General features: G+C 71.9%; 24 protein-coding genes and 2 pseudogenes. 9 read left to right on the top strand and 17 right to left on the bottom strand.

What is annotated here, in order from left to right:
• Nucleotides 1–43: 43 nt before the first annotated feature.
• The 4 genes and pseudogenes from ACZ4UU_RS40135 to ACZ4UU_RS40120 form a co-directional block, all read right to left on the bottom strand.
• A pseudogene (locus tag ACZ4UU_RS40135) lies at nucleotides 44–199 on the bottom strand (VOC family protein); the annotation flags it as partial.
• A gap of 21 nt (nucleotides 200–220) precedes the next feature.
• Complete coding sequence (locus ACZ4UU_RS40130; RefSeq protein WP_471908367.1) at nucleotides 221–649, bottom strand: cupin domain-containing protein; 429 nt, start codon at nucleotides 647–649, stop codon at nucleotides 221–223.
• 163 nt (nucleotides 650–812) lie between these two features.
• Entirely contained in the window at nucleotides 813–1,016 is a 204-nt protein-coding gene (locus ACZ4UU_RS40125) for a helix-turn-helix domain-containing protein (protein ID WP_471908366.1), read from the bottom strand.
• A gap of 484 nt (nucleotides 1,017–1,500) precedes the next feature.
• Nucleotides 1,501–1,810 (bottom strand): annotated as a pseudogene (locus ACZ4UU_RS40120) (LuxR family transcriptional regulator); the annotation flags it as partial.
• A 148-nt stretch (nucleotides 1,811–1,958) separates the two neighbouring features.
• Between ACZ4UU_RS40120 and ACZ4UU_RS40115 the strand changes: the two are divergent.
• A complete protein-coding gene (locus ACZ4UU_RS40115) occupies nucleotides 1,959–2,837 on the top strand; it encodes an alpha/beta fold hydrolase (RefSeq protein WP_471908448.1) in 879 nt (292 codons plus the stop codon).
• A 26-nt stretch (nucleotides 2,838–2,863) separates the two neighbouring features.
• On the opposite strand, the gene ACZ4UU_RS40110 is transcribed toward ACZ4UU_RS40115, so the two are convergent.
• The gene (locus tag ACZ4UU_RS40110; RefSeq protein ID WP_471908365.1) at nucleotides 2,864–3,838 is read right to left on the bottom strand and encodes a TauD/TfdA dioxygenase family protein; all 975 of its coding nucleotides are present in this window, start codon (nucleotides 3,836–3,838) and stop codon (nucleotides 2,864–2,866) included.
• A gap of 118 nt (nucleotides 3,839–3,956) precedes the next feature.
• Nucleotides 3,957–5,510, bottom strand: coding sequence for a glycoside hydrolase family 32 protein (locus ACZ4UU_RS40105; RefSeq protein ID WP_471908447.1), 1,554 nt, complete (start codon nucleotides 5,508–5,510; stop codon nucleotides 3,957–3,959).
• A 265-nt stretch (nucleotides 5,511–5,775) separates the two neighbouring features.
• Here ACZ4UU_RS40105 and ACZ4UU_RS40100 point away from each other — a divergent pair, with 265 nt between their 5' ends.
• The 4 genes from ACZ4UU_RS40100 to ACZ4UU_RS40085 are packed head-to-tail and all read left to right on the top strand — an operon-like array spanning nucleotide 5,776 to nucleotide 10,406.
• Entirely contained in the window at nucleotides 5,776–7,185 is a 1,410-nt protein-coding gene (locus ACZ4UU_RS40100; RefSeq protein WP_471908364.1) for an extracellular solute-binding protein, read from the top strand.
• Nucleotides 7,182–8,135 (top strand): carbohydrate ABC transporter permease, encoded by a 954-nt coding sequence (locus ACZ4UU_RS40095; RefSeq protein ID WP_471908363.1) that lies wholly within the window; start codon nucleotides 7,182–7,184, stop codon nucleotides 8,133–8,135. The genes ACZ4UU_RS40100 and ACZ4UU_RS40095 overlap by 4 nt, the downstream gene beginning before the upstream one ends.
• 16 nt (nucleotides 8,136–8,151) lie before the next feature.
• Entirely contained in the window at nucleotides 8,152–9,006 is an 855-nt protein-coding gene (locus tag ACZ4UU_RS40090) for a carbohydrate ABC transporter permease (RefSeq protein ID WP_471908362.1), read from the top strand.
• A complete protein-coding gene (locus ACZ4UU_RS40085; RefSeq protein WP_471908361.1) occupies nucleotides 9,003–10,406 on the top strand; it encodes a glycoside hydrolase family 32 protein in 1,404 nt (467 codons plus the stop codon). The genes ACZ4UU_RS40090 and ACZ4UU_RS40085 overlap by 4 nt, the downstream gene beginning before the upstream one ends.
• Nucleotides 10,407–10,862: 456 nt before the next feature.
• Here the strand turns inward: ACZ4UU_RS40085 and ACZ4UU_RS40080 are convergent, their stop codons facing one another.
• Nucleotides 10,863–11,927, bottom strand: a complete 1,065-nt coding sequence (locus tag ACZ4UU_RS40080) for a LacI family DNA-binding transcriptional regulator (protein WP_471908446.1) — start codon at nucleotides 11,925–11,927, stop codon at nucleotides 10,863–10,865.
• 95 nt (nucleotides 11,928–12,022) lie between these two features.
• Here ACZ4UU_RS40080 and ACZ4UU_RS40075 point away from each other — a divergent pair, with 95 nt between their 5' ends.
• From ACZ4UU_RS40075 to ACZ4UU_RS40065, 3 genes are all read left to right on the top strand, one after another.
• Nucleotides 12,023–12,853 carry an aldo/keto reductase gene (locus ACZ4UU_RS40075; protein WP_471908360.1) on the top strand — a complete coding sequence of 277 codons (831 nt, stop codon included), beginning with the start codon at nucleotides 12,023–12,025 and terminating at the stop codon, nucleotides 12,851–12,853.
• Between the two features lie 54 nt (nucleotides 12,854–12,907).
• Nucleotides 12,908–13,519 (top strand): DNA polymerase ligase N-terminal domain-containing protein, encoded by a 612-nt coding sequence (locus ACZ4UU_RS40070; protein WP_471908359.1) that lies wholly within the window; start codon nucleotides 12,908–12,910, stop codon nucleotides 13,517–13,519.
• 111 nt (nucleotides 13,520–13,630) lie between these two features.
• Nucleotides 13,631–14,065 (top strand): cupin domain-containing protein, encoded by a 435-nt coding sequence (locus ACZ4UU_RS40065; protein ID WP_471908358.1) that lies wholly within the window; start codon nucleotides 13,631–13,633, stop codon nucleotides 14,063–14,065.
• Here the strand turns inward: ACZ4UU_RS40065 and ACZ4UU_RS40060 are convergent, their stop codons facing one another.
• The 4 genes from ACZ4UU_RS40060 to ACZ4UU_RS40045 all read right to left on the bottom strand — a co-directional run bounded on the left by ACZ4UU_RS40060 (nucleotide 14,066) and on the right by ACZ4UU_RS40045 (nucleotide 18,135).
• Nucleotides 14,066–16,402, bottom strand: a complete 2,337-nt coding sequence (locus ACZ4UU_RS40060; protein WP_471908357.1) for a SpoIIE family protein phosphatase — start codon at nucleotides 16,400–16,402, stop codon at nucleotides 14,066–14,068.
• A 64-nt stretch (nucleotides 16,403–16,466) separates the two neighbouring features.
• Nucleotides 16,467–16,925: a peroxiredoxin gene (locus tag ACZ4UU_RS40055; RefSeq protein ID WP_471908356.1), complete on the bottom strand. Its 459-nt coding sequence runs from the start codon at nucleotides 16,923–16,925 to the stop codon at nucleotides 16,467–16,469.
• The gene (locus ACZ4UU_RS40050) at nucleotides 16,922–17,302 is read right to left on the bottom strand and encodes a DoxX family protein (protein ID WP_471908355.1); all 381 of its coding nucleotides are present in this window, start codon (nucleotides 17,300–17,302) and stop codon (nucleotides 16,922–16,924) included. The genes ACZ4UU_RS40055 and ACZ4UU_RS40050 overlap by 4 nt, the downstream gene beginning before the upstream one ends.
• Nucleotides 17,303–17,376: 74 nt before the next feature.
• Nucleotides 17,377–18,135: an AraC family transcriptional regulator gene (locus tag ACZ4UU_RS40045; protein WP_471908354.1), complete on the bottom strand. Its 759-nt coding sequence runs from the start codon at nucleotides 18,133–18,135 to the stop codon at nucleotides 17,377–17,379.
• Nucleotides 18,136–18,189: 54 nt separating this feature from the next.
• Here ACZ4UU_RS40045 and ACZ4UU_RS40040 point away from each other — a divergent pair, with 54 nt between their 5' ends.
• On the top strand, nucleotides 18,190–19,404 hold the full coding sequence (locus ACZ4UU_RS40040) for an MFS transporter (RefSeq protein WP_471908353.1): 1,215 nt from the start codon (nucleotides 18,190–18,192) through the stop codon (nucleotides 19,402–19,404).
• Between the two features lie 18 nt (nucleotides 19,405–19,422).
• On the opposite strand, the gene ACZ4UU_RS40035 is transcribed toward ACZ4UU_RS40040, so the two are convergent.
• From ACZ4UU_RS40035 to ACZ4UU_RS40010, 6 genes are all read right to left on the bottom strand, one after another.
• The gene (locus ACZ4UU_RS40035; protein ID WP_471908352.1) at nucleotides 19,423–19,953 is read right to left on the bottom strand and encodes a MarR family winged helix-turn-helix transcriptional regulator; all 531 of its coding nucleotides are present in this window, start codon (nucleotides 19,951–19,953) and stop codon (nucleotides 19,423–19,425) included.
• Between the two features lie 64 nt (nucleotides 19,954–20,017).
• The gene (locus tag ACZ4UU_RS40030; RefSeq protein WP_471908351.1) at nucleotides 20,018–21,220 is read right to left on the bottom strand and encodes an NAD(P)/FAD-dependent oxidoreductase; all 1,203 of its coding nucleotides are present in this window, start codon (nucleotides 21,218–21,220) and stop codon (nucleotides 20,018–20,020) included.
• On the bottom strand, nucleotides 21,217–21,411 hold the full coding sequence (locus ACZ4UU_RS40025; RefSeq protein ID WP_471908350.1) for a ferredoxin: 195 nt from the start codon (nucleotides 21,409–21,411) through the stop codon (nucleotides 21,217–21,219). The genes ACZ4UU_RS40030 and ACZ4UU_RS40025 overlap by 4 nt, the downstream gene beginning before the upstream one ends.
• 60 nt (nucleotides 21,412–21,471) lie before the next feature.
• A complete protein-coding gene (locus ACZ4UU_RS40020; RefSeq protein WP_471908349.1) occupies nucleotides 21,472–22,704 on the bottom strand; it encodes a cytochrome P450 in 1,233 nt (410 codons plus the stop codon).
• 154 nt (nucleotides 22,705–22,858) lie between these two features.
• On the bottom strand, nucleotides 22,859–23,617 hold the full coding sequence (locus ACZ4UU_RS40015) for a response regulator transcription factor (protein ID WP_471908445.1): 759 nt from the start codon (nucleotides 23,615–23,617) through the stop codon (nucleotides 22,859–22,861).
• 158 nt (nucleotides 23,618–23,775) lie between these two features.
• Nucleotides 23,776–24,426: a TetR/AcrR family transcriptional regulator gene (locus ACZ4UU_RS40010; RefSeq protein WP_471908348.1), complete on the bottom strand. Its 651-nt coding sequence runs from the start codon at nucleotides 24,424–24,426 to the stop codon at nucleotides 23,776–23,778.
• Nucleotides 24,427–24,494: the final 68 nt, after the last annotated feature.

Genomic DNA, 24,494 nt, shown 5'->3' with positions numbered 1-24,494 from the left:
GGCGCGGTCAGACGGGCTGCCACGGCTCAAGCCGGTTGCCCTCGGACTCGAAAGCCCCGAACACCGTCGGCCCGGCTTCCTGACGCCACAGGCCGTGCTCATCGGCGTCCGGGCCCAGGCAGTGTCGGTGCCACGCGCTCAGGGCGGCCGGGTCGGCGGCCCGAACGAGGTATCCGCCGATTCCAAGCACACGTTCCATGACGCCATCCTGCCAGGGGTCTCACCCGGTGGGCCGCGGGGCGCGCAGGTGGGCGCGCTGCTCCAGCTCTTCCTTGGAGACGAGTTCGAGCATGGGCTTGCCCGGTGCGCACATCATGGTCACGACGAACCTGGTCCGCCCGTCGTCGAGCGCGTTGCCGTCCTGGTAGTGGATCACGTCACCGCCCGGCTCCCAGAACGTGCCGCCGACCTCCACCACCCGCTCGGGCTCACCCTCCAGCTCGAAGCGGACGGCGCCTTCCACGACGTAGCCGAAGGCGGGCCCGGAATGGCGGTGCGGCGGGGTTCCCGGGTCGCCGGGCTCCCACTCGACCTCGACGGTCATCGCCGACGCGCCCTCCGGGATCGTCAGGGGCGCGGCGTCCTGGAGCATCCGGGCCGCGTTCATCCAGCTCTCCGACGCCGTCGGCGTCGCGTGGTCGTGGGACATGATGTGACCCTCCATGAGTAGCCGTGTTCCGGGTGGGGATGCCGCGTGCCTCCGGCCCCCTTGCCTGTGTGACCGCCTACCGCGTGGATCTGTGACACGTCGGCGTCGGGCTGCTCCGGCCCCTGCTCTCCGACGGGCCCCGGGCCCGCTCTCGCCACACGCCCTACTCCGGTGCCGCCGTGGGTGGCCGGTCGGTGAGGGTGCCGCGCAGTTGTCTGCGGGAGGCGATGCCGAGTTTGACGAACACCTTGCGCAGGTGCCATTCGACGGTGTGCGGGCTGATGAACAGGTGCGCGCCGATCTCGGGGTTCGTCGTGCCGTCCCGCGCCAGATGCGCGATCTGTGCCTCCTGCGCGGTCAGCGTCACCGGTGCCGCGACCGCACGTCTGAGGACGGACTCGCCGGTTCCCTGCAACTCACGACGGGCCCGCTCGGCGAACCCGTCGGCGCCGAACCCGGAGAGGCCAGTTCGGCCCGCACACGGGTACGGCCGAGCCGCTCGACGGCCTCCCGGTGAAGCGCCTCGGCGGCGTCGCCTTCGCTGAGCAGGGCACGCGAGCGTGCCTGGACACCCAGGGCCCAGTCGATGCCCGCCGCATCGGTCACCTCGGTCAGCAGCTCCACCGCGGTGTGCGCCGCACCGCGCTCACCGCTGCGGGCCCCCGCCTCCACCCACTCGACCAGCGCCCAGTTACCCACGGCCAGGTCGGGCGCGTTCGTGGCCGCCTCACGTGCCGCGGCGAAGGCCTCGTCGTACTTGCCCAGGCCGTTGCAGAGCACCGCCCGGGCCCCCAGCGCGACGGTCATGCCGGAGCCCTCGCCGCGGGCCACGGCGTCATGAATGTGGACCTGGTCCGCCATGAGGCGTCGGGCGACGAATCCGAGGATCTGCGCCGAGACGTGGTCGAGCCACTGGGCGTCGTCGACGAGGCAGATCAGCGGCTTGTCCTGGGCCACGTCGGCGAGCAGGCTGAGCACCGCGAGCCCGACGAGAAAGCGGTCCGGCGGGGTTCCCTCGCTCATGCCGAAGGCGGTCTCGAACGCGGCTCGCTGGGGATCCGGGAGACGGTCGAGGTGATCGAGGAACGGGACGCACAGCTGGTGGAGGCCGCCGAACGCCAGCTCCATCTCGGACTCGACGCCGGCGGCGCGCACCTGCCGTCTGCGTCGGCCCCGCCCCGCTGCTCATTCGCCGCTCATCCGGCACCGGGAGGATCGAAGAGTCCCGGAGTTCTCCCGACGTCTCTCGACGAGCATCGCAAGGAGCACAGCCATGTCCAGGCCCGTCCCCAGGCCCACGCCCACGCCGTTGCCGCCTGTCATCCCCGGCTTCGACCAGCACCGCGTCCCCGTGTCCGACGGAGTGTCCCTGCACACGGCCGTCGGCGGCTCGGGACCGCCCGTCGTCCTGCTGCACGGCTTCCCGCAGACCCACCTGATGTGGCGGCATGTGGCCGCGGACCTCGCCGCGGACCACACCGTGATCTGCCCCGACCTGCGCGGCTACGGCGCCGGCGACAAGCCGGTGGAGACCGACGGCACCGTCTACGCCAAGCGGACCATGGCCGCGGACATCGTGGCGCTGGCCCGCGCCCTCGGGCACGAGCGCTTCGCCCTGGCCGGGCACGACCGTGGCGCCCTGGTGGCCTTCCGGGCCGCGCTCGACCACCCCGACAGGGTCACCCACCTGGCGTGTCTGGACGTCCTGCCGACCCTGGACATGTGGGAGGTGATGCACGGCGTGAGCGCGGCCGTCGGTTTCCATCTCTATCTGATGGCCCAGCCGCCCGGCCTGCCCGAGCGGCTGATCGGCGCCGCGCCGGACGCCTTCTTCGGCCACTTCCTCGACATCTGGACGACCGACCGGCGGGCGGTCCCGGACGAGGTCCGCGCCGCCTACCTGGCCGCCTGCCGCGATTCGGTGCCGTCGATCGTCGCCGACTTCCGGGCCTCGGCCGGCGTCGACGTCGAGCACGACCGGGCCGACCGGACGGCCGGGCACACGCTCCGGATGCCCGTCAGCGTGCTCCAGCAGGACTGGGGCGCCGCCCTCGGCTTCGACGCGGCGGCGCTGTGGCGGGCCTGGGCGCCCGATCTGGTGCACTCCACGGTGACCTGCGGTCACTTCATGGCGGAGGAGGCGCCGGACGTCGTGACGAAGGCGCTGCGCGAGCTCCTCGGCCGCTGAGCCGCCGAGCGGGGGTCCGGCCTCACCTACCAGCGTCCCGGCTCGGTCCCGACGATCGCCTCCGACGGTTTGCCGTCCACCCCCACCGGTACGTCCCCGGCGAGCATCACCCGGTGCATGGTCCGGGGGAAGTCGAGATGGGCGTTGTCGCTGGGGGCGAGGTGGATGGTGGCCCGGTTGTCCCAGAAGGCGACGCTGCCGGGCTCCCAGCGGAAGCGGACCGTGTACTCGGGGCGTACGGCCTGCTCCAGCAGCATCTCCAGGATCGCGGCGCTCTCGGCCCGCGAGAGGTCGGCGATCTGCTCGACGTAGTAGCCGTTGACGTGGAGGATCCTCTCCCCTGTCTCCGGGTGGACGCGCACCAGCGGATGCAGCGAGGCCACCTGGTGGTCCAGCAGATGGCGGACGTAGGCGTCGTCGCCGGGCCGGGGCTGGTAGCCGACGCCGAGGCGGTGCTCGGCCCGCAGGCCGTCCACGAACTCCCGCATCGGGCCGGAGAGTCCGGCGTAGGCGGCCGCCAGGTTGGACCAGGTCGTGTCGCCTCCGTACGGGGGCACGGTCTCGGCGCGCAGGATGGTCGCGGCGGGCGGGTCGATGCGGGCGCCGTGGTCGCAGTGCCAGCCGCGCAGCAGGGTGTGGCGGCGGCGCCGCAGCCACTCGTCGTGCTCCATGCCGAACTTCCCGCCCAGCTCCAGCCGGTCCGCGGTCGTCTCGATCTCGGGGAAGTCCGCCGGGGAGGCGCTCCCCCGCTTGCGCAGGACGACCGGTTCGCCGAACCGGCGCGCGAACGCCACATGCCCGGCGTGGTCCAGCCGCTGCCCCCGGAAGAAGACCACCTTCCAGCGCAGCACCGCCGCCCGGATCGCGGCGACCACGGTGCCGTCCAGTTCCCCGGCCAGGTCGACGCCCGTGATCTCCGCCCCGATGTGCCCGGCGACCGGTCGCACCTCGATCCCCGTGCCCTGCCGCGCCCCGCCCGCCGTGACCCTGTCCGTCGTCATGCCCGCTCCGTCGGTCGTCGTCCGTCCGCGCCGGCCCCGCTCCGAGCCGGTTCCAGGAAGATCGTGACAGTGTTCGGCGGGCATGGCGACAGGGCCTCGACCGGGCCGCGGCAGGACGTCAGACCGCGAACTCCCGTATCACCGTGTTCCGGAAGACCGCCGTGCCGCCGATCGTGAAGAGCGCCAGCCCGGTGTCGGACGGATCCGGGAAGACCTCGGTCGAGTGCGCGTAGCGGCCGTCGTCCACGAACATCTCGATGGACGTCCGGTCGATCAGAATGTGCAGCCGCACCGTGCCCGCGGACGCGTCGAAGGGGCTGCGGCTCTCCTGCCACCGGCCGGTGCTGTCGGGGCTCACGGTGTATCCGCGGTTGACGAAGGCGTAGTCGCCGTAGATCCCGGCGTCGATATGGCGGCCGCCGTCGGAGGAGCGCCGCAACTGGAGCCCCGCGCCGGTCAGTTGATCCCAGGAGATGTCGGCGGACAGCTCGTACGCGGTGCCCGTGTAGTCGAGCAGGAGGGTCCCGTCGACCTCCAGGTCACCGAGGTCGACCGTGCGGGAGACATGGGCGTCGAGACCGGCGACCGGCTGGGAGGCGAGATAGTACGTGCCGTCCGCCGCCCGCTTCAGCGTGACCTCGCGGACGATCGAGTCGGTGCCGTTGAAGCCGTCGCACTCGATGGTGGGCGTGGTGTTGGCGTAGTCCCAGTGGTTCATCCAGCCGATCGCGTACCTTGCCGCCGGGTCGGGCGTGCCGCCGGCGTCCCGCTTCTCGAAGGTGACGGCGGCATACCAGTCCCAGCCGTGGTCGAGCCACTGCGGATCGCTCAGATCGGGCGTGAACGTGGTGCCGTCGAAGGACCCCGTCCAGTAGGCGTACGTGCTCGGCAGTCCGGATCCCTTGCCGTTGGCGCTCACTCCCAGGACCCACTTCCAGGTGCCGTCCACCGCCCGGATGCGGAACAGGTCCGGGCACTCCAGCACACCGATGCCGCCCTTGATGAAGCCGCCGACGTACGTCCACGACTTGAGGTCGGCGGAGTGGTAGAAGCCCACTTTGTCGTTCTCGGCGAGGGTCATCACCCAGCGCCCGCGTTCCTCGTCGCGGATGACCTTGGGATCGCGGAAGTCCCGGACACCGGGGTTGGGCAGGACGGGGGCGGTGCCGTGGTTGGTGAACGTCCGGCCGCCGTCGGTGGAGTAGTACAGGTACTGCGCCTGCGTGACGTCGTCGGGCGCCATGGTGGCGAGGACGATCACCGCGCCCGCGCCGAAGCCCGCCGTGTTGTCGGTGTCGACCACCGCCGAGCCGGACCAGACGTCGCCGTTGGGTGTGGTGTCCTTCGGCACGGCGATCCCGCGGTCGGTGAAGGACACCAGGTCGGTGCTGGTCGCCAGGCGCCAGGCCGTGCCCGCGGTCGTCCCACCTGTCGAGTAGTCGGGGTTGTAGAGGTAGTAGTAGTGGTACTCACCGTCGATCCACACCGGCCGCTGCGGGTCGTTCATCCACTGGTCGGGGACGGTGAAGTGGTACTCGGCACGGTAGCTGCCGGCGCAGGCGGCCGCCGTCGTGGACGCCGCCGTCGCGGATCTCGAACCGGCGGGAAGTAAGACGCCGGCCGCGCCCACGGCCGAGGCGATGAACAGCGACCTTCTGGATATTCCGGGCATGCCGGATATGCCACGCACAGTGCGGCTCCTTTCCCTGACGGCGTCGTCAGGACTGCGGCTCATGGAGATCCGAACCAGATTCGAACCGGATGCGAACTGGCCCGCCGGAACCGGAGTCGTTCAATCCCGGACCGGTCGGCCTGGATCGGAACTGTGAGGCCTAACTCGTTAAAGGTCAAGCCGTTCACGACTCTTGACAGGGTCGCGATGGCCTTCACATCATCTGGGCATCAGATTCTGGCTAACACGAGTTAGGCCCGTTCAGATGACCGACTCGCACCTCAACCGCCGCACCCTGATGCGGTACGGCGCCTACGGCGCGGGAGCCGCCGCGCTGGCCGGTACCGCCGCCAGCTGGGACCGGCTCACCGGAGCCGACATACCCGGCCGCGACGACGGCTCCCTCGTCGTCGCCACGCTCGGCCCCGCCTACGGACCGGAGGCCGTCCGCACCCTCACCGAGGGCTTCAAGGAGGTCCACCCCGACATCAAGCTCCGCATCAACGCCGTGCAGGCCGTCGACTGGTCGGACTTCTTCGCGAAGATCCTCACCCAGATCGCGGCGGGCACCGCGCCCGACCTCGTGTACGTCGCCACCGAGGGCGTCCAGCTGTTCGCGCAGCGCCTCGGCGTCCCGCTGGACGACTGGGTGAAGCGGGACGCCGAGGAGCTGCGCGAGTACTTCGCCGATGTCCATCCGTCCCTGGTGGAGTCGATGATGTACGAGGGGAGCCTCTACCAGCTGCCGGTCGAGTTCAACGCGGCCGACATGTACCTCAACAACCAGGTGCTGCAGCGGGCGGGAGCCGACTTCCCGGCGGCCGACTGGACGCGCGACGACTTCACCTCGCTGCTGCGGGACATGAAGAAGTCCAGCGGTTCCCAGTTCACGCCGTACTTCTGGACGAACCGGCTGTGGGGCGGCGTGGTGCCGTGGCTGTTCGCCAACGACACCAACCTGCTCAGCGAATCCAAGGCGCCGGGCGGTGCCTGGCTGTGGGACTCCTTCTATCCGGCCGCCGCGCGGCAGGGGCGCGGGGGCGGTTTCCGGTGGACGACGCCGCAGGCGACCGACGCGCGCGTGGAGGAGGCCTACGACTATCTCGCCTCCCTGATCCAGGAAGGACTGTGCACCCGCCCCGAGGGCGGCAACGGCCAGAACCTGATCGGTGTGTTCTCCACCGGCCGGGTCGGCGTCACGCCCGCGGGCGGCTTCTGGGCGGGCGGCCTGCACCTGGCCGGCATGAAGGCGAACGGCTTCGACGTGCAGTACTTCCCGCGCTGGCGCACCCAGCGCATGCAGTACGGCGCCGCCGGCTACGCGCTGCTGCGCACCTCCAAGCGGCAGGACGAGGCCTGGGAGTTCATCAAGTACGCCGCGCGCAAGGACACCCTGACGCGGCTGTTCGAGACCAACCAGACCACCCCGGCGCGCCGCTCGATGCTGACCGCCGACCGGTACCGCGAGACCGGCCCGGACCACTGGCAGGTCTTCTACGACACCCTCGACAAGTTCCCCGACACCGGGCCGATCCCCGCCCCGCCGCAGGTCGCCGAGGTCGAGCAGGTACTGCTCAAGCACACCGGTACCGCGCTGGCCTCCCGGCGCTCGGTCGCCCCCACGCTGCGCCGGATGCAGAGCGATCTGGAGAAGGCCATGGAGCGTGACGTATGACGAACACCCAGATACCCGCCGTACGGTCCGAGCAGCCGGCCCTGACATCGGCGCCCGCGCCCCGGTCCGCCGCCCGCGACCGTGGCTCGCGGCTGCTGGCCACGCTGTTCCTGGCGCCCACGATCGTCGGCATCGTCGTCTTCACGGTCGTTCCGATCATCGGCTCGGTGGTGCTGAGCCTCTTCCACTGGAACGTGATCGACGAGCCGAGCTTCGCCGGGGCCGCCAACTACCGTGAGGTCTTCACCGATTCGACGGTTCTGGTGTCCTTCCGCAACACGCTGGTGTTCATGGTGTTCGCGGTCGCCCTGCAACTGCTCGTCGCCCTGGTGCTGGCCCTCGCGGTGAACGGGCGGATGCCGGTGTGGCTGCGCTCGGTGTTCCGGTCGGCGTTCTTCTTCCCGCTGGTGCTGTCCGCGGCGTCGATCTCGGTGGTGATGAAGTACCTGTTCAACCAGGACTTCGGGGTCGTCAACTGGATGCTCGGCCTGGTCGGCGTCGCTCCGGTGCCATGGCTGACTTCCGAGAACGCGGCGATGGCCACGGTGATCCTGGTCTACGTGTGGCAGCAGTTCGGGTTCTCCTTCCTGCTGTTCGTCGGAGGCCTGAACAACATCCCCAAGGAGATCCACGAGGCCGCCTCCCTCGACGGCGCGACCGGTCTGCGCAAGCACCTGAACGTCACGCTGCCGCTGCTGTCCCCCACGCTGCTTGTCGCGTCGGTGGTCGGCATCATCAACGCGCTCCAGGTCTTCGAGCAGCCGTACGTCCTCACCAACGGCGGTCCCGGTGACGCCACCCGGACCGTGGTGATGGTGATCTACGAGAGCGCGTTCGAACAACTGCGCTTCGGTGAGGCATCGGCGGTAGGTGTGCTGCTGTTCGTGCTGATCATGGCGGTCACCGCCCTCCAGTTCCGGCTCAGCCGGCGTTTCGTCCACTACCAGTGAGCCGGGTGAACTCCCCATGAGCCAAGCAACCCTGTCCCTGAGCCGCACCCGGCACACCCTGGCGCCGTGGGCCCGCATCGCCGCGCTGGCCGTGTGCGCGCTGCTGACGCTGGGCCCGGTCGTCTGGACCGTATCCACCTCGCTGCGCACCCCGGCCGAGGCCTTCGACCTGCCGCCGAAAATCATCCCGACGGATCCGTCCCTGGAGGCGTACAGCGGGGTCTTCGACCAGATCGACGTCTGGCTGCTCGCCCTGAACTCCACGCTGGTGACGGCCCTCATCGCGGTGGGCCAGATGATCACCGCCGGTCTCGCCGGGTACGCCTTCGCCCGTCTGGAATTCCGGTTCAAGAAGCCGCTGTTCGGGCTGGTCCTGGCCACCATGATGGTGCCGTTGCAGGTCACGATCGTGCCGGTGTTCCTGGTGCTGAAGTCGATGGGCCTGACCGACACCCTGCTCGGTCTGATCATCCCGGCCTTCCCCACCGCGTTCGGCACGTTCCTGATGCGCCAGTACTTCCTGGGCATGCCCAAGGACCTGGGCGAGGCTGCGATGCTCGACGGCTGCGGGCCCTGGCGGATCTTCCGGTCCGTGTACGCGCCGCTGGCCGCGCCCGGACTCGCGATCGTCGGTGTGCTGGCCTTCAACTACCACTGGAACGAGTTCTTCCGCCCACTGATCCTGGAAACCTCCGGCCAGAACTACACGCTGCCGCTGGGCCTGGTCTCCCTCCAGGGCAACCTGGGCACCGGCTCCATCTCGGTGGTCCTCGCCGGTGTCGTCCTCTCCATGATCCCCGCCGTCGCCGTGTTCGTCGTCGGTCAGCGCCCTCTCCGCGAGGGCATCACGTCCGCAGGAGTCAACCGTTGAGCCTCACCGCTCCGTCCTCGGACCCGGGCGCCCCGCGCTTCCGGGTCCGTCCCCCGGCCAACTGGATCAACGACCCCAACGGTCCCTTCCGTTGGCGTGGCCGCCACCACCTCTTCTACCAGCACAACCCCGACGCCCCGGTGCACGCGAACGTCCACTGGGGGCACGTCTCCAGCGCCGACCTCGTCGAGTGGGAGCACCATCCGGTCGCGCTCACCCCGACGCCGGGCGGCCCGGACGAGGCGGGCTGCTGGTCCGGGTGCGTGGTCGACGACGACGGTGTGCCGACCGCGGTCTACACGGGCGTCGACCGCCACCACACGGGCCTCGGCGCGATCTGCCTGGCCCGGGCGGTGGTCCCGGAGGACGAGACGCTCACCGACTGGAAGCCACTGCCGACTCCGGTGGTGAGCGGTCCGCCCGCCGACCTGGACGTGGTCATGTTCCGCGACCCGTTCGTGTTCCGCAGCGGCGGGCGCCGCTGGGCGCTGGTCGGCGCGGGACACGGCGACGGGACGCCGTCGGTGCTGCTGTACGACTGCGACGACCTGTCGGACTGGCGGTTCGCCGGGGTGTTCCTCGACGGCAACGACCCGGTCGCGGCGGACGCCTTCGGCGACAAGGCGGTGGGCTGGGAGTGCCCGCAGCTGTACTCGGCCGAGGGCGGGGACTGGGTGCTGGTGCTGTCGCTGTGGGACGGAGACCCGTGCAGCACGGGCTACCTGACGGGACGTCTGGAACCGTGCGTGGAGGGCGAGTTGCGCTTCGCACCGCGCACCGGCGGGCGGCTCGACCACGGGCGTGACTTCTACGCCCCGGCCGTGCTCCAGGAACCCGACCGGGCACTGATGTGGGGCTGGTCGTGGGAGGCCCGCGACCAGGACGAGGTCGACCGGGCCGGCTGGGCCGGGGTGCTGACCGCGCCGAGGGTGGTGGACGTACACCCGGACGGTGCCCTGCGGGTCGGACCCGCCCCGGAGCTCGAACTGCTGCACGCGGCCGAGCCGTTCGTCACCGCACCGGGACGGGTCACCCCGCTCCCGCAGGCCTACGACCTGACCGTCACCGCGTCCGACCGCACCACCGTGAGCCTGCTGCGGTCCGCCTACGGCGCGCGGCTGACGGTGGTACTGGACCCGGACGAGGGCACAGTCACGCTCGACCGCGGTGACTGGCCTCGCGCCAGGCCCGACGGTTCGGCACCGATCGTGGTCCGGGCCCCGGCCGGCAAGGTACGGATCCTCACCGACGGCTCCCTCTTCGAGCTGTTCGTCGGCGACCGTGCCACGATCACCGAGCGGGTCTACCGACGCCCTGACGACACGGCCGAACTCACCGTGTCCGGCGGCTCCGAGGTCACCGTCTCCGGCTGGGAGCTGGCCCCGCCGACGCACGGCTGATCACCGGGCGGGCCGGCGTCACGAACGGCGTCCGGCCCGCCCACGAGAGCCATCGTCACCGACCGGGACGCGGTCCCAGCGCCCCCGGCTCCTCACCGCACACGCCGGACACCGCACCGTCGCGGACGACGCCCGCCCCGCGAAAGCCATCGCCACCGGCGGGGCCCCCCGGCCCCCGGACGCGGGCCTCTCACCGGGAGCCGGACACCACACGTCGCGGACCACGCCCGGCCCACGGAAGCCACCTCCACCGGCGGGTGCCCTCCCATGGACCCACGGCTGAGACCACCCGGGCCGGGGCGTCCTACCCTTCGCTGCGGCGCCCGGCCGTGAGAGCCGTGCCTCCGGCACCCTCGCCGGCCGACGATGCCGGAGACACGAGGATGATCACCGTGCACGCCGGGCTCCGTACGTCGCCGACCGAGTCCAGCCCACGAAGGCACCGCCCCGGCATCCTCACCGGCCCGGGGCCGCCCCGACCGACGCCCGGGTGATCACCGGGCACGCCAGGCGTCGTACCGTCGCGGGCGGGGTGCGGCCGGTGTCGATGGCGTCCAGGAGCAGCCGCGCCGCCGCTTCGCCCATCGCTCGGTGGGGCAGTGCGACGCTGGTGAGGGGTGGGGTGAGGAACTCGGCCATGTGTTCCTGGTCGTCGTAGCCGACCACCGAGAGGTCGTCGGGGACGGTGATGCCGAGGCGGGTCGCGGCGTGCAGGGCGCCGGCCGCGACGCGGTCGTTGTAGCAGAAGATGCCGGTGGGGCGCCGGTCGGCGGGGGTGCCGTCGAGGACGCGCATGGCACCCTCGTAGCCGCCGGCGATCTCGCCGCCGGTGCGCACGACCCACTCCTTGGGGACGGTGATGCCCTCGGCGCGCAGTGCGTCCCGGAAGCCGCGCAGGCGGTCGACGGAGGCGAGGTCGTCCTGGCCTCCCACCATGGCGACCCGGTGGTGCCCCTCGTCCAGCAGCAGTCGGGCCGCCGTACGGCCGCCCGCCCGTTCGGCGGGGATGACGGCGGGCAGCGAGTCGTCCTCGGGCAGGCAGTTGGCGAGGACGGAGTGGGTGCGGTGCAGGCCTTCGGGGACGCGGACGCGGCGCAGCGACATGGCGGCGTAGATGATGCCGTCGACACGTCGGTCGAGGAGTTCGGCGACGGCCGCGTCCTCCTTGGCCGGGTCGCCGCCCGAGTCGATGGTCAGGACGAGGTGGTCGCTGTCCCAGGCGGTCTCCATGGCACCGCGCAGCAGCCGGCCGGCGAACGGCGAGGAGGCGATCTCGTCGGTGACCAGGCCGATCACGGCCGTACGGCGGCGGCGCAGGCCGCGGGCGACGGGGTCGGGCCGGTAGCCGAGCTGGGCGGCGGCCCGGCGGATGCGTTCCTGAGTGGCGGGCGAGAGATTGCCCTCGGCGCGGCCGTTGAAGACGAAGGAGACCGCGGTGTGCGACACGCCGGCGAGCCGGGCGACGTCGCGTGACGTGGGCCGTCCGGATCCCGTCGGCTGCTTCTCTTCGGTGCCGCCCATGCCGTCCGCTGCCCTCATCCCCACCCGTCCGGTTGATCGATCCTCACCTTATCCGTGACGCTGGGTGTACGGCACAGTCGAGGGAAGGTCCGACAGTGATCAGCATTCCGCCGCACACGCTCAACGACGGTACGACGATCCCCGCGGTCGGCCTGGGCACCTGGCCGATGGACGACACGCAGGCCGAGCAGGCGGTCGTCGATGCCCTGGAGCTGGGCTACCGGCTCGTCGACACGGCGACGAACTACCGCAACGAGACCGGCGTCGGCCGTGGCATCGCCCGCAGCGGCGTCCCGCGCGAGGAGGTGGTCGTGACGACGAAGCTCCCGGGCCGGCACCACGGCTACGAGGAGACCCTCGCCTCCTTCGAGGAGTCCCGCGCCCGGCTCGGCCTGGACTACGTGGACCTCTACCTCGTCCACTGGCCGCTCCCCCGCGTCGACAAGTACGTGGACTCCTGGAAGGCCATGCTGAAACTGCGGGAGGACGGTGTCGTCCGGTCGGTCGGCGTCTCCAACTTCACGGCCGAGCACATCGAGCGGCTGGGCAAGGAGACCGGCGTCCTGCCGTCCGTCAACCAGATCGAGCTGCACCCGTACTTCCCGCAGGCGGAGCTGCGGGCCTTCCACGCCGACAAGGGCATCGTCACCGAGAGCTGGAGCCCGCTGGGCCGGGGCACCGACCTGCTGGACGATCCGGTCGTCGGCGCGGTCGCCGAGGCGCACGGCGTGACGCCCGGGCAGGTCGTTCTGCGCTGGCACGTCCAGCTGGGCGCCGTCCCGATCCCGAAGTCGGGCGATCGGGGCCGGCAGCGCGCCAACCTCGACGTCTTCGGTTTCGAACTGACCGCTGCCCAGATGACGGCTGTCGCGGACCGCGCCCACCGGCGCGTCGGCGGGGACCCCGAGGTGCACGAGGAGTTCTGACCTGCGTCGCGGGCGCCGCCGCGGGTACTCGGGGCGCTCGGGAAGGAGACGCTCGTGGGTGAGAAGGACCGGTTGCGTGACTACCGGGGCAAGCGTGACTTCGGGCGGACCCGGGAGCCGCAGGGCCATGGATCCGCCTCCGGTGACCGGCCGCGGTTCGTGGTGCAGATCCATGACGCCAGCACCCTGCACTTCGACTTCCGGCTCCAGGTGGACGACGTACTGAAGTCCTGGTCGGTGCCGAAGGGGCCCTCCGACGACCCGCAGGACAAGCGGCTCGCCATGCCCACCGAGGACCATCCGCTGGAGTACGAGGAGTTCGAGGGCGTGATCCCGAAGGGCGAGTACGGCGGCGGCACGGTGATCGTCTGGGACAACGGGACGTACGAACCGCTCAGCCACGACCGCAGGGGGCGGCCCGTCGACTTCGAGGAGTCGCTGGAGCACGGTCATGCCACGTTCCGGCTGCGCGGGTCGAAGCTGCACGGCGAGTACGCGCTCACCCGGTTCCGCGGCGGGCAGGACGGCGACCGTGAGGCATGGCTGCTGGTGAAGGCCGGCAAGGGCGGGGCGCGCGGGCACGGCACTCCCGACCCGTACCGGGCCCGTTCGGTGCGGACCGGTCGCACTCTCGGCCAGGTCGCCGCCGACGGCGACGAGGGCTGAACTCCTCGGGGCGGGGGTGAATCCGGCGGATGTTCTCGTTCCGCCTTCAACTGCCGTTCTCTGCCTCTATGTTCACGGCGAAGACACCTCTCGCCTCTGGAGGCTCCCCGTATGCGCACCGCGCTCCGCACCGCCGTCACCGGCGCCGTGATCGCCGCCACCGCTCTCGTCGGCGGCCCAGCCCAGGCGACGCCCCCGGGCCCGGGCGTCACCGGCCGGACCATCAGTCTGACCACCGTCGGCGACACCGACTACGTCCTGCGCGAGGTCACGGTGCCGCCCGGTCAGGCCACGGGCTGGCACTACCACGACGGCCCCGTGTACGGATACGTGAAGCAGGGCACGCTCACCCACTACCACCTCGACTGCGCTGTCGACGGGGTCTATCCGCAGGGCACCGTCGTGCGCGAGCCGGGCGGGCCGAGCGATGTCCACCTCGGCCGCAACCTGGGCGACACCACGCTCGTCCTGGAGGTGTTCTACATACTCCCGCACGGCGCGCCGTTCTCCGCGGACGTGCCCAACCCGGGCTGCCCGTTCGAGTGATCACCCCGGCGGCAGCGGCTGTTCCGCCCAGATCGTCTTGCCGCTGCCGGTCTGCCGGCTGCCCCAGCGCTGGGTGAGCTGGGCGACGAGCAGCAGTCCGCGGCCGCCCTCGTCGTAGGCGTGGGCCCGGCGCAGATGCGGGGAGGTGGAACTGCCGTCGGAGACCTCGCAGATGAGGGTGCGGTCGCGGATCAGGCGGAGCTGGATGGGCGGGGCGCCGTACCGGATGGCGTTGGTGACGAGTTCGCTGACGACGAGTTCGGTGACGAACGACGCCTCGTCGAGGCCCCATGTCGTCAGTTGGTCCGTGGCGGCCTGCCGGGTGGCCGCCACGTGCTCGGGGTCGGGCAGGACGTCCCAGGTGGCGATGCGGTCCGCGCCCAGGGCCCGGGTGCGGGCCAGCAGCAGGGCCACGTCGTCGCTGGGGTCCTCCGGCAGGACGGCCTTGAGCACGGTGTCGCAGAGGGCGTCGAGGGACTCGGCGGGTGCGGTCAGCGCGCGGCACAGTTCGGCGGTGGCGTGGTCGATGTCACGGTCGCGGTCCTCGATGAGACCGTCCGTGTACAGGGCGACCAGCGAGCCCTCGGGCAGTTCCACCTCCATCGCCTCGAACGGCAGTCCGCCGACGCCGAGCGGGGGCCCCGCGCTCACCTCGACGACCTTGGACGTGCCGTCGGGCAGGACCAGGGCGGGTGGTGGATGGCCGGCGGCGGCGAGGCTGAGGCGGCGGGTGACGGGGTCGTAGACGGAGTAGAGGCAGGTGGCGCCGAGTTCGGCGACCTCGTCCGTGTCGTCGCCGGCGAGATGGGTGACCAGGTCGTCGAGGTGGGTGAGGAGTTCATCGGGCGGCAGGTCCACGTCGGCGAGGGTGCGTACGGCCGTGCACAGGCGGCCCATGGTGGCCGACGACGGGATGCCGTGTCCGACGACGTCCCCGACGACGAGGGCGACGCGGCCGCCGGAGAGCGGGATCACGTCGAACCAGTCGCCGCCGATGCCGGCCTGCGATCCGGACGGCCGATAGCGGTGGGCGACCTCGACGGCCGCCTGTCCGGGCAGACCGCGGGGCAGCAGGTTGTGCTGGAGGGCCAGCGCGGTGGTGCGTTCGCGGGCGAAGCGGCGGGCGTTGTCGACGCAGACGGCGGCCCGGCTGGCGAGTTCCTCGGCGAAGACGGCGTCGTCCTCGCCGTAGTCGTCGGACTGTCTGATGCGCACGGCCACCGCCACGCCGAGGGTGGTGCCCCGGGCGCGCAGCGGCACCGCCATCATCGAGTGGGCGCCCATCCGGTGCCGTCGGCCTTCGGGCGCTCGCGCGTTGCGTTCCGCGACCCACCGCATGAACGCCGGTTCGCCCGCCTGGCTCTGCATCACGCGGCCTTCCAGGATCGCCCGGGCCGGCGGCGAGAACGGCGGGTAGAAGTCCACCTCGCCGAGGTGCACGGCGGCTTCCGGGGTGCCCTCGGTGCCGGAGCCGTGGGCGACGCGGCGCAGGGCGATGTCGGTGCCGGCCAAGGCGGGCGGCTCATCCGCTCCGAGCACCCAGTCGAACAGGTCGACGCTGGCGAAGTCGGCGAACCGGGGCACCACGACCCCGACCAGTTCCTCGGCGGTGCGCACCACGTCAAGGGTGGTGCCGATGGAGGCGGCGGCCTCGTTCAGCAGGGCCAGCCGCTGTCGGGCCCAGTACTGCTCGGAGCTGTCGAAGGCGGCGAGGGCGGTGCCGATCAGCGCGCCTGAGGAGTCCCGCACCGGCCACATGTCGGTGGTCCAGGCGTGCTCCCGGTTCAGGGCCGGGGCGCCCGTGAAGCTCTCGTAGCGCAGTGGCAGGCCCGTCTCGGCGACCTGGCGCAGGTGCCACAGGAAGCCCCGGCTGTGTACCGCGTCCTCCACGGTCTCCAGGAAGTGGCGGCCGAGCAGCACGTCCTCCGGTACACCCATGACCTTGCTGGCCGCCGCGTTGACCCGCAGATAGCGCTGGTCACTGTCGAAGACCGACATGGACATGGACGCCTGCTGGAAGGCCCGCTCCGCCAGGGTGGGCTGGTGCTCCGCGGGCGGTGCGCCGGTGAGCACGTATCCGCCTGGTCCGCCGTCCTCGGCCAGCACGGGGCACGCCGTCACGTTCAGGACGACGGCCGAGCCGTCGCGATGGCGCAGCACGGCGGTGCCGGTCAGGGCCGACACGGCGTCGGGCGGTGGCTGCTCGGCGAGCAGGTCCCGGACCGGGCGCCCCACGGCCTCCTCGGCCGTCAGGCCCGTCAGCCGGCAGGCACCCTCGCTCCAGCCCGTGACGACACCCTGGACGTCGATGATCGCCGCAGCGGAGACGCGCTCCATGCCGTCCAGCATGAGTCCTCGGCCGCACCGCATCAACCGCGACGGCCCGGCGGGCCCGGGGCGGTCACTTGCGCAGTGCGGCCAGGGCCCGGTCGGCGTGGGTGTTCATCCGCAGTTCGCTGCGGACGATCTCCAGGACCGTGCGGTCCTGCGCGATCACGAAGGTGACGCGTTTGGTCGGGGCCAGTGAGAAGCCGCGTGCCACGCCGAACTGCTCGCGGACCGTGCCGTCGGCGTCGGCGAGCAGGGTCATGCCGAGCGTGTGGCGGTCGGCGAACTCCTGCTGGCGTTCGACCGCGTCCGCGCTGATGCCGACCGGCCGGGCCCCGACGGCGGCGAACTCGGCGGCGAGGTCCCGGAAGTGGCAGGCCTCGGCGGTGCAGCCGGGGGTGAGGGCGGCGGGGTAGAAGAAGAGGACCACCGGCCCCTCGGCGAGCAGCTCGGTGAGGCTGCGGGTGGTGCCGGTCTCGTCCGGCAGGGCGAAGTCCTCCACCTTGTCGCCGGTCTTCAGCTGTGCGCTCATGCCCGGCCCTCCGCGTTCTTCGCGACGCCCCGGGCCCACAGCACGAGGGGGATCTGGAGCGGCAGCCTGCCGAAGGCGGCGGCTTTCTGCGGGGTGGGGCGGTGCCGCCAGTCGGCGGCCATCTTCACGTTGGCGGGGAACACGCCGACGAAGAAGGCCGCGGTGGCCAGCGCGGCGGCCTTGCGGGTACGCGGCGACGCCAGGCCCGCCGCCAGCGCTAGTTCGGCGACGCCGCTGGCGTATGTCCAGGTCCGGGGCGTTCCCGGCAGTGAGCGCGGCACGGTCGCGTCGAACTGGCGGGGGGCGGCGAAGTGGGCGACCCCTGCGGTGGCCAGCAGGCCGGCGAGCAGCAGGGGTGAGCGTTGGGACCGGGGCACGGATCCTCCTTGGATGGCCTGCCGCCGGATGCTACCGGAGGGTAGGTCAGGGCCTGCCATCCGCCCCCGCCTGTTCACCGGCCCTGTGGCGAGCGGCGGTTGTGGCTTGCGGGGGTGTATCCGAAGGAGCGGCGGAAGACTTCGATGAAGGCGCTGGCGGAGGACCAGCCGCAGCGGTGGGCGACGGTGGTGACGGGTGTGTCCTCGGCGAGCAGGCGCAGCGCGTGGTAGAGCCGCGACTGGGTGCGCCACTGCGGGAAGGTCATGCCGAACTCGCTGCGGAAGAGCCGGCTGAGGGTGCGCTCGCCGACGCCGGTCGCGGCGCCGAGAGCGGCGAGGGTGCGCGGGTCGGCGGGGTCGGCGTGGACAAGCGCGCAGACCGCTGCCAGGCGTGGATCCGTCGGGGCGGGCAGGCGCAGGGGCTGCTGGGGCGAGGCGCGCAGCTGGTCGCGCAGGACGGCGAGCAGACGGCCGCGTTCGGGGCTGTCGTCGGCCGGGTCGCGGGTGTAGGCGAGGATCAGCTCGCGCAGGAGCCCGCTGACGGCGAGGACGGTGGGGGCGTCCAGGCCGAGCGGGTTGTCGTGGGCGGGCAGGCCGACCAGGTGCAGGTCAGTGTGCCCGTGGGCGCGATGCGCGTGCACGGTGCCGGCGGGGACCCAGATGGCGCGGTTGCCGGGGGCGAACCAGGTGCCGGCGTCGGTGGTGACGGCGAGGACTCCGGAGCCGGCGTAGACGATCTGGTGGTCGTCGTGCCGGTGCGCGTCGATGCGTTGCCCGGCGGCCAGTACCTGGGCGCGGGTCGGCGCGGTCGGGTCGTGGCGGATGTTCGACACAACAAGGCAGATTATCGAAAGCGGGCCATGAGCGCGCGCGGCGACGATCGCGGGGTGTCCACGAAACGCGTACGCAACCGAGCCATCACCCTGCTGTCCCTGGGCCACGCCTGTGTCGACGTGTACCAGGGCGCGGTCGCGGCCCTCGTCCCGTTCTTCGTCGCCGAACGCGCCTACAGCTACGCCGCCGCCTCGGGCGTCGTCCTCGCCGCGTCCTTGCTGTCGTCGGTGGTGCAGCCGCTGTTCGGGGCGCTGACCGACCGGTGGGCGATGCCCTGGCTGCTGCCGCTGAGCGCGCTGACGGGCGGTGCGGGGGTCGCGTTGAGCGGGGTCGTGGATTCTTACGCGCTCACGCTGACGGTGGTCGCCGTGTCGGGGATCGGGGTCGCCGCCTACCATCCGGAGGCCGCCCGCGCGGCTCGTGATGCCGCGCGTGGCAGTCATGCGGCGATGGGCTGGTTCTCCCTCGGTGGCAACGTCGGTTTCGCGCTGGCGCCGCTGCTGGTGGCGGCGGTGGTCGCCACCGGCGGCCTGGGCGCCTCTCCCCTGCTGATCGTGCCCGCGGTCGTGGGGGCGGCCCTGTGCGCGGCGGCGGTGCGTTCGGCCGCGGGCGGCGGCACGGCCGTCGACGCGGGCAGGGGCGCGGGCTGCGACGACTGGGGGTCGTTCCTGCGGTTGTCCGGCGCCATCGTGTGCCGGTCGATCGTGTTCGTGGGCCTGAGCGCCTTCGTCTCGCTGTACGTCCGTCAGCGCACCGGCGGCGGGATCGTGGCCGGTACGGCGGCGCTGTGTGTGCTCTACGTCGGCGGCGCGGTGGGCACGGTGGTCGGGGGTCGGCTCGCCAACCGGTACGGGCGGCTCACGGTCGTACGCCAGGCGTATGTGCTGACCGGGATCGCGGTGGCGGGGGTGGTGCTGGTTCCGGGGCCGTCGGTGTATCTGTTCGTCGCCCTGACGTCGGCCGGGCTGTATGTGCCGTTCTCGCTGCACATCACGCTCGGGCAGGACTGTCTGCCGCGGCGGGTGGGCACCGCGAGCGGGGTGACGCTGGGGCTGACCGTGAGCGTGGGCGGTCTCGCCGCCCCGGTCATCGGGGCGCTCGCCGACGCCACCTCGCTGCGGACCGCGCTCGTCCCGCTGATCGCCCTGCCCGCGCTGGGACGGCTGCTGCTGTGCGGGGTGCGGGAGCCCGCACCGCGCGAGCCGGCCGCCGCCGCGCCCGGCTCGTCCGGCTCATCCGGTCAGCGCCCTCGCGCGGCGTCGGCGTGACCGCGCCCGAGCCGCCGGTCAGGCGGTCCCGGCCGGTGCGGTCTGCTGCGGTTCGGGCTCCTCGTCGACGGCGTGGGCGAGGAAGTCGTCGACCATGCGGTGGAACAGGGTGGCCAGCTGCCGCAGTTCCTCGGGCGTCCAGTCGGCCAGCGCGAGCTGCATGCCGCGGGAGCCGGCGTCACGGACCCGGGCGATGGCCCGGCGCCCGGCCTCGGTGAGCTCGATGCGCTGGGCGCGGCGGTCCTGGGGGTCGGGGACACGGGTGACGTATCCGGACTTCTGGAGCTGTTGCACCGTCCGCGTGACGTGCGAGGCCTCCACACCGAGACGGTTGGCGAGCTCCCCGGGGCGCAGCGACTCCGAGTCGGCGACCTGCCGCAGCAGCGCCACTGCGGCCCGGTCCAGCGGGACTCGGGCCAGCGCCATGAGCCGCTCGTGCTGACGGGCGCGTGTGCTCAGGTAGGTGATCCGGGTGAGCGCGCGCTCGATCTCGATCACTTCCGGGGACGCGGGAGTGGCGGGGAGGTCGGGGAGCGGAGGTGTGGACATGAGACCGACTTTACCATCTCATTGCGTAACTCAACTAATTTACGGGCCCCGGGCCTGCGGCGCATCAGGCGGGCGCCCCGTCCGGCACCGACTCGGCACGCGCGCCGGACGGCACGGTCCCGTCCCAGTCCGCGCCCGTCATGATCGCCTGCCGCCACTGCCGGATCGCCTTTGGCGGCATCCCCACCGCCAGTGCGCCCGTCACCCGCTCACCGCGACGGTACGCGGCCACGAACCGGCCCTGCGCGAGGTCGCCCTCCACCACGGCGACCTCGTCGTGGCCGCGCAGCCAGCCGTACGCCTGGATCTTCATGTCGTACTGGTCGGACCAGAAGTACGGCACCGGAGCGAAGGGTCTGCGCGCGTGCGGGTGCAGCAGGTTGCGGGCCGCGGCCATGCCCTGCTCGGCGGCGTTGGTGCGGTGCTCGATCCGCATCGACTGGCCGAACAGCGGGTTGTACCAGCGGGCCACGTCACCGGCGGCGTACACCCCGCGCGCGGTCTCGCAGTACTCGTCGCACACCACGCCGTCGCCGACGGTGAGCCCGCTGCCGGCCAGCCACTCGGTGTTGGGCAGCGAGCCGATCGCGATCAACACCTCGTCGGCTTCGACCAGTTCACCGTCGGCGAGACGTACGCCGTCCTCGGTCACCTCCGTCGCGGTGACACCGCAGCGCAGGTCCACGCCCCGTTCCAGATGAGCCCGCGTCAGCAGCGCGCCGACCTCGGCGCCGACGGCGTGGGCCAGCGGCACGGGGGCCGGTTCGAGGAGCGTGACCTCGCAGCCGAGCCGCCAGGTCACGGAGGCCGCCTCGGCCCCGAGGAACCCGGCGCCGACCACGGCCAGTCGCCTGCCCGGCGTCAGCCGGTCCCGCAGCCTCAGGGCGTCGTCCAGGGTACGCAGCACATGCCCGCCCGCCCCGGACAGCCGACGCGGCCGCACCCCGGTGGCGAGGATCAGACCGTCGTACGGCACCGTCGAGCCGTCGGCCAACTCCAGCGCGCCGTCGGCGAGTCGCAGGCCCGTGGCGGCCACGCCGAGGCGCAGGTCGAGGTCGAGTCCGGCCAGGTCGTCGGGGGTGCGCAACGCAAGTCGCTCGGGCTCCCATTCGGCGGCCAGCAACTGCTTGGACAGCGGCGGGCGGTCGTACGGGGCGAGGGGTTCGTCGCCGACGAGGGTGAGGGTGCCGTCGTAGCCCTCGCGGCGGAGCGTCTCGGCCGCCGCGAGCCCGGCGGCCGAGGCACCCACCACCGCGATGCGCCTCACTGGTCGACCAGCCGGATCGCGGCGGCCGGACAGACCGCGACGGCTTCCGTGACGTCGTCGCGTCGGTCCTCGCCGACCTGCTCCTCCAGCAGGATCGCGATGCCGTCGTCGTCCTGGTCGAACACGTCCATCGCGGCGAGCACGCACTGTCCGGACGCGACGCACTTGTCGGCTTCCAGCTCCACCTTCATGGTCGTTTTCCCTTCTTCATGCATGGGGTTGTTCGTGTGCGCGGTGTGGGGAGCCGACGGTCACCAGGAGACGGACAGTTCGTGGACGCCGTAGATGAACGCGTCGTTCTTGAAGCGGACGTCCTCCATCGGGGCGGCCGGCTTCAGCGTCGGGATGCGCTTGTAGAGGGTGCCGTAGACGACCTGGAGCTCCATGCGGGCCAGCGGCTGGCCCAGGCACTGGTGGACGCCGAAGCCGAAGGCGACGTGGCGGCGGGCGTCGCGGGTGAGGTCGAGACGGTCGGGGTCGGCGAAGACCTCGGGGTCCCGGTTGCCGATCTCGTTGACCATGATGACGCCCTCACCGGCCTTGATCACCTGGCCTGCGATCTCGATGTCCTCCGTCACCGCGCGTCGTCGGCCCAGGTGGGTGATGTGCAGATAGCGCAGGAGCTCCTCGACGGCGCCCGCGACGAACTTCGGGTCGTCGCTCTCGCGCAGCAGCTTGAGCTGGTCGGGGTGCCGGAGCAGGGCCAGGGTGCCGAGCGCGATCATGTTCGCGGTGGTCTCGTGGCCCGCGATCAGCAGGAGCAGGGCCATCTCGGTGGCCTGCTGGTGGGTGAGTTCCCCGGCGGTGACGCGGCCCGCGATGCTCGACAGCAGGTCGTCCTTCGGCTCCGCGATCCGCTTGCCCAGGAGTCCGGCGAGGTATCCCGCGACCTCGCGGCTCGCCGCGCCCCGTTCCTCGGGCGTGGCGGTCGTACGGACCATGGTCTTGGTGTTCTCCTGGAAGAACTCGTGCTCCTCGTACGGCACGCCCAGCAGCTCGCAGATGACCAGCGACGGCACCGGCAGGGCGAACGCGTCCACCAGGTCCACGGGGGCGGGACCGGCCAGCATGTCGTCGATCAGGCGGTCCACGATGCGCTGTACTGCGGGCCGCAGCGCCTCGACCTTCCTGACCGCGAACGGGCCCGTCACCATCCGGCGCAGCCGGGCGTGTTCGGGGTCGTCCATCATGATGAAGCTGAGCTTGCCCTCGCCGGCCTCGGGGCTGGCCTTGGTCGGGTATCCGGGCCGGTCGGTGTCGGCGCTGACGCGCGGGTCGCCCAGCAGGGCCCGCTGCTCGGCGTAGCGGGTGACGAGCCAGGACTCGCTGCCGTCCCACAACCGCACCTTCGCCAGGGGCCCTTGGCCCTGGAGTTCCCTGAGCGCGGGCGGCGGGTCGAAGGGGCAGCGGGACTCCCTGGGCATCGGGAACTCCGGGACGGCGTCCGGGGCTTGGTGCGCGGGACCGGTCAGGGTGGCGGCCATGGTTCTCCTCGGGCGTGGGGGGCTCCGGGCGAGGCGGAGCGCCGGGACAAGGGGTCGAGGCCTCGATGAGCACATGCAAACAGAGGGGCCTGACGCGAGCCGGTCAGTTTCCTGACAGGAGACTGACGTGGCCCGGATCACAGCTCCGTGGGTGTCAGAAACCGATGTCGGGCCGGCCCAGCCAGTAGCCGAAGCCCCGGCGTGTGTGGATCAGCGCCGGGACGTCCCGGTCGTCCGGGGCGCACCGCCCCTTGTCGTTGCGGTCCACCTTGCGGCGCAGCCTGGACACGAGCTGCTCGATCGCGTTGTCGCCGCGGTGGTCGCCCCAGACGTAGCGGCCGATCTGCTCCTTCGACAGGACCCGGTGCGCGTTGACCAGGAGTTGGCGCAGCAGCCGGTACTCCGCGGGCGTGAGGTCGAGCGGCCGTGTCCCGCGCCGCGCCCGGCACACGGAGTCGTCCAGCACGAGGTCGGCGTACTGCAGGGGGTTGCCGCGGGGCGGGCCGGGGCGGGCGCCGCGCAGCAGCACCTGGATCCTGACGAGGACTTCGGCCACCCGGAACGGCTTGGTGACGTAGTCCCGCTCCCCCGGGCCGAGTTCGGGCACGAGCCGGTGCAGGGAGTCGCATCGGGTGAGGAGGAGGACGGGTGGGCGGTACGGGAGCGCGGGGCGGCGCTCCCGGCCGAAATGCGGCGTGTCCGGGACGTCGGTGTCGAAGACGACCAGGTCGAAGCGCCCCGCCGCGACCCGTGTCAGCGCGTCGACGCCGGTGTCGCTGAGGCTGATTCGGTAGCCGGCCAACTCCAGGGTGGTCGAGAGCAGCTCGGCGAGGTCGGGCTCGTCGGTGACGATCAGGACGTGCTGGCCGGCGCCGCGTGCGAGGGCGGGTCGGTCCTGGGTGGCGTCGCTCATGGGTGGGGCGGACTGCCTGAGGCTCATAACCGGCTCCGTGCGGCGCCGCGGCGCCCGGCTCGGCAGGGAGTCGCTGTCACAGTCGTACTCCTTGTGGCGTGCTGAGGGGTGTCGAGCTCTGGGGGGCGAGGGTCGATCTCGTCCTGCGGGGGAGGGCGTCAGCGGCCCGGCGTGGCCGGGGCCAGCCACATGCCGACGACCGCGTCGGCGAGGCCGGTGGCGGCGTCGTCCCAGTTGGACCGTGGGGTGGGGGTGTGCTCGGCGAGGGCGCGCTCGCGCTCGGCGGCCACATGGACGATGAGGTGGCGGACCATCTCACCGCGTTCGGCGCTCACCTCGGGCGGGAGGTCGGGCAGGCATCGCTTCAGGCCCTCGAGGATCGTCTGGAGGGACGGGGAGGTGAGGGCCTCCTCGATCATGATCCGGTGCAGTGCCGGATCGGAGACGACCTGGGCGCAGAACCGGGCGTACCAGGTGGGGCTGCCGAGGGCCGCGAGGTGTTCGAGAACCGGGCGGACCAGACAGTCCACCCAGCCGCGCACGTCGTCGGGGTCCGTCAGGTCGGCGAGCTGGCGGGCGCGGAGGTCCTCGATCCGTGTGGCGTGCTTGCGGACGATGGCGCGGACCAGGTCGGCCTTGGTGCCGAAGTGGTAGCCGACCGCGGTGTTGTTGCCCTGGCCGGCGGCCTCGCTGACCTGGCGGTTGGACACCGAGTGGACGCCGTGTTCGGCGAAGAGCCGCTCGGCCGCGATCAGGAGCAGCTCCCGGGTCGCGTTGACCTGTTCCTCGCGCAGCATCCTGCCTGCCATGATCACCACCGCCTCGGGACTTCGCAGCACCGCGGAGGCCAGTCCCTCGAGCCGTCCGCGGGTTCACA

Source organism: Streptomyces sp. NPDC028907, from assembly GCF_055564995.1.
Note: the sequence above shows the minus strand (reverse complement) of the source record. Positions and strands in the feature narration are given on the sequence as shown.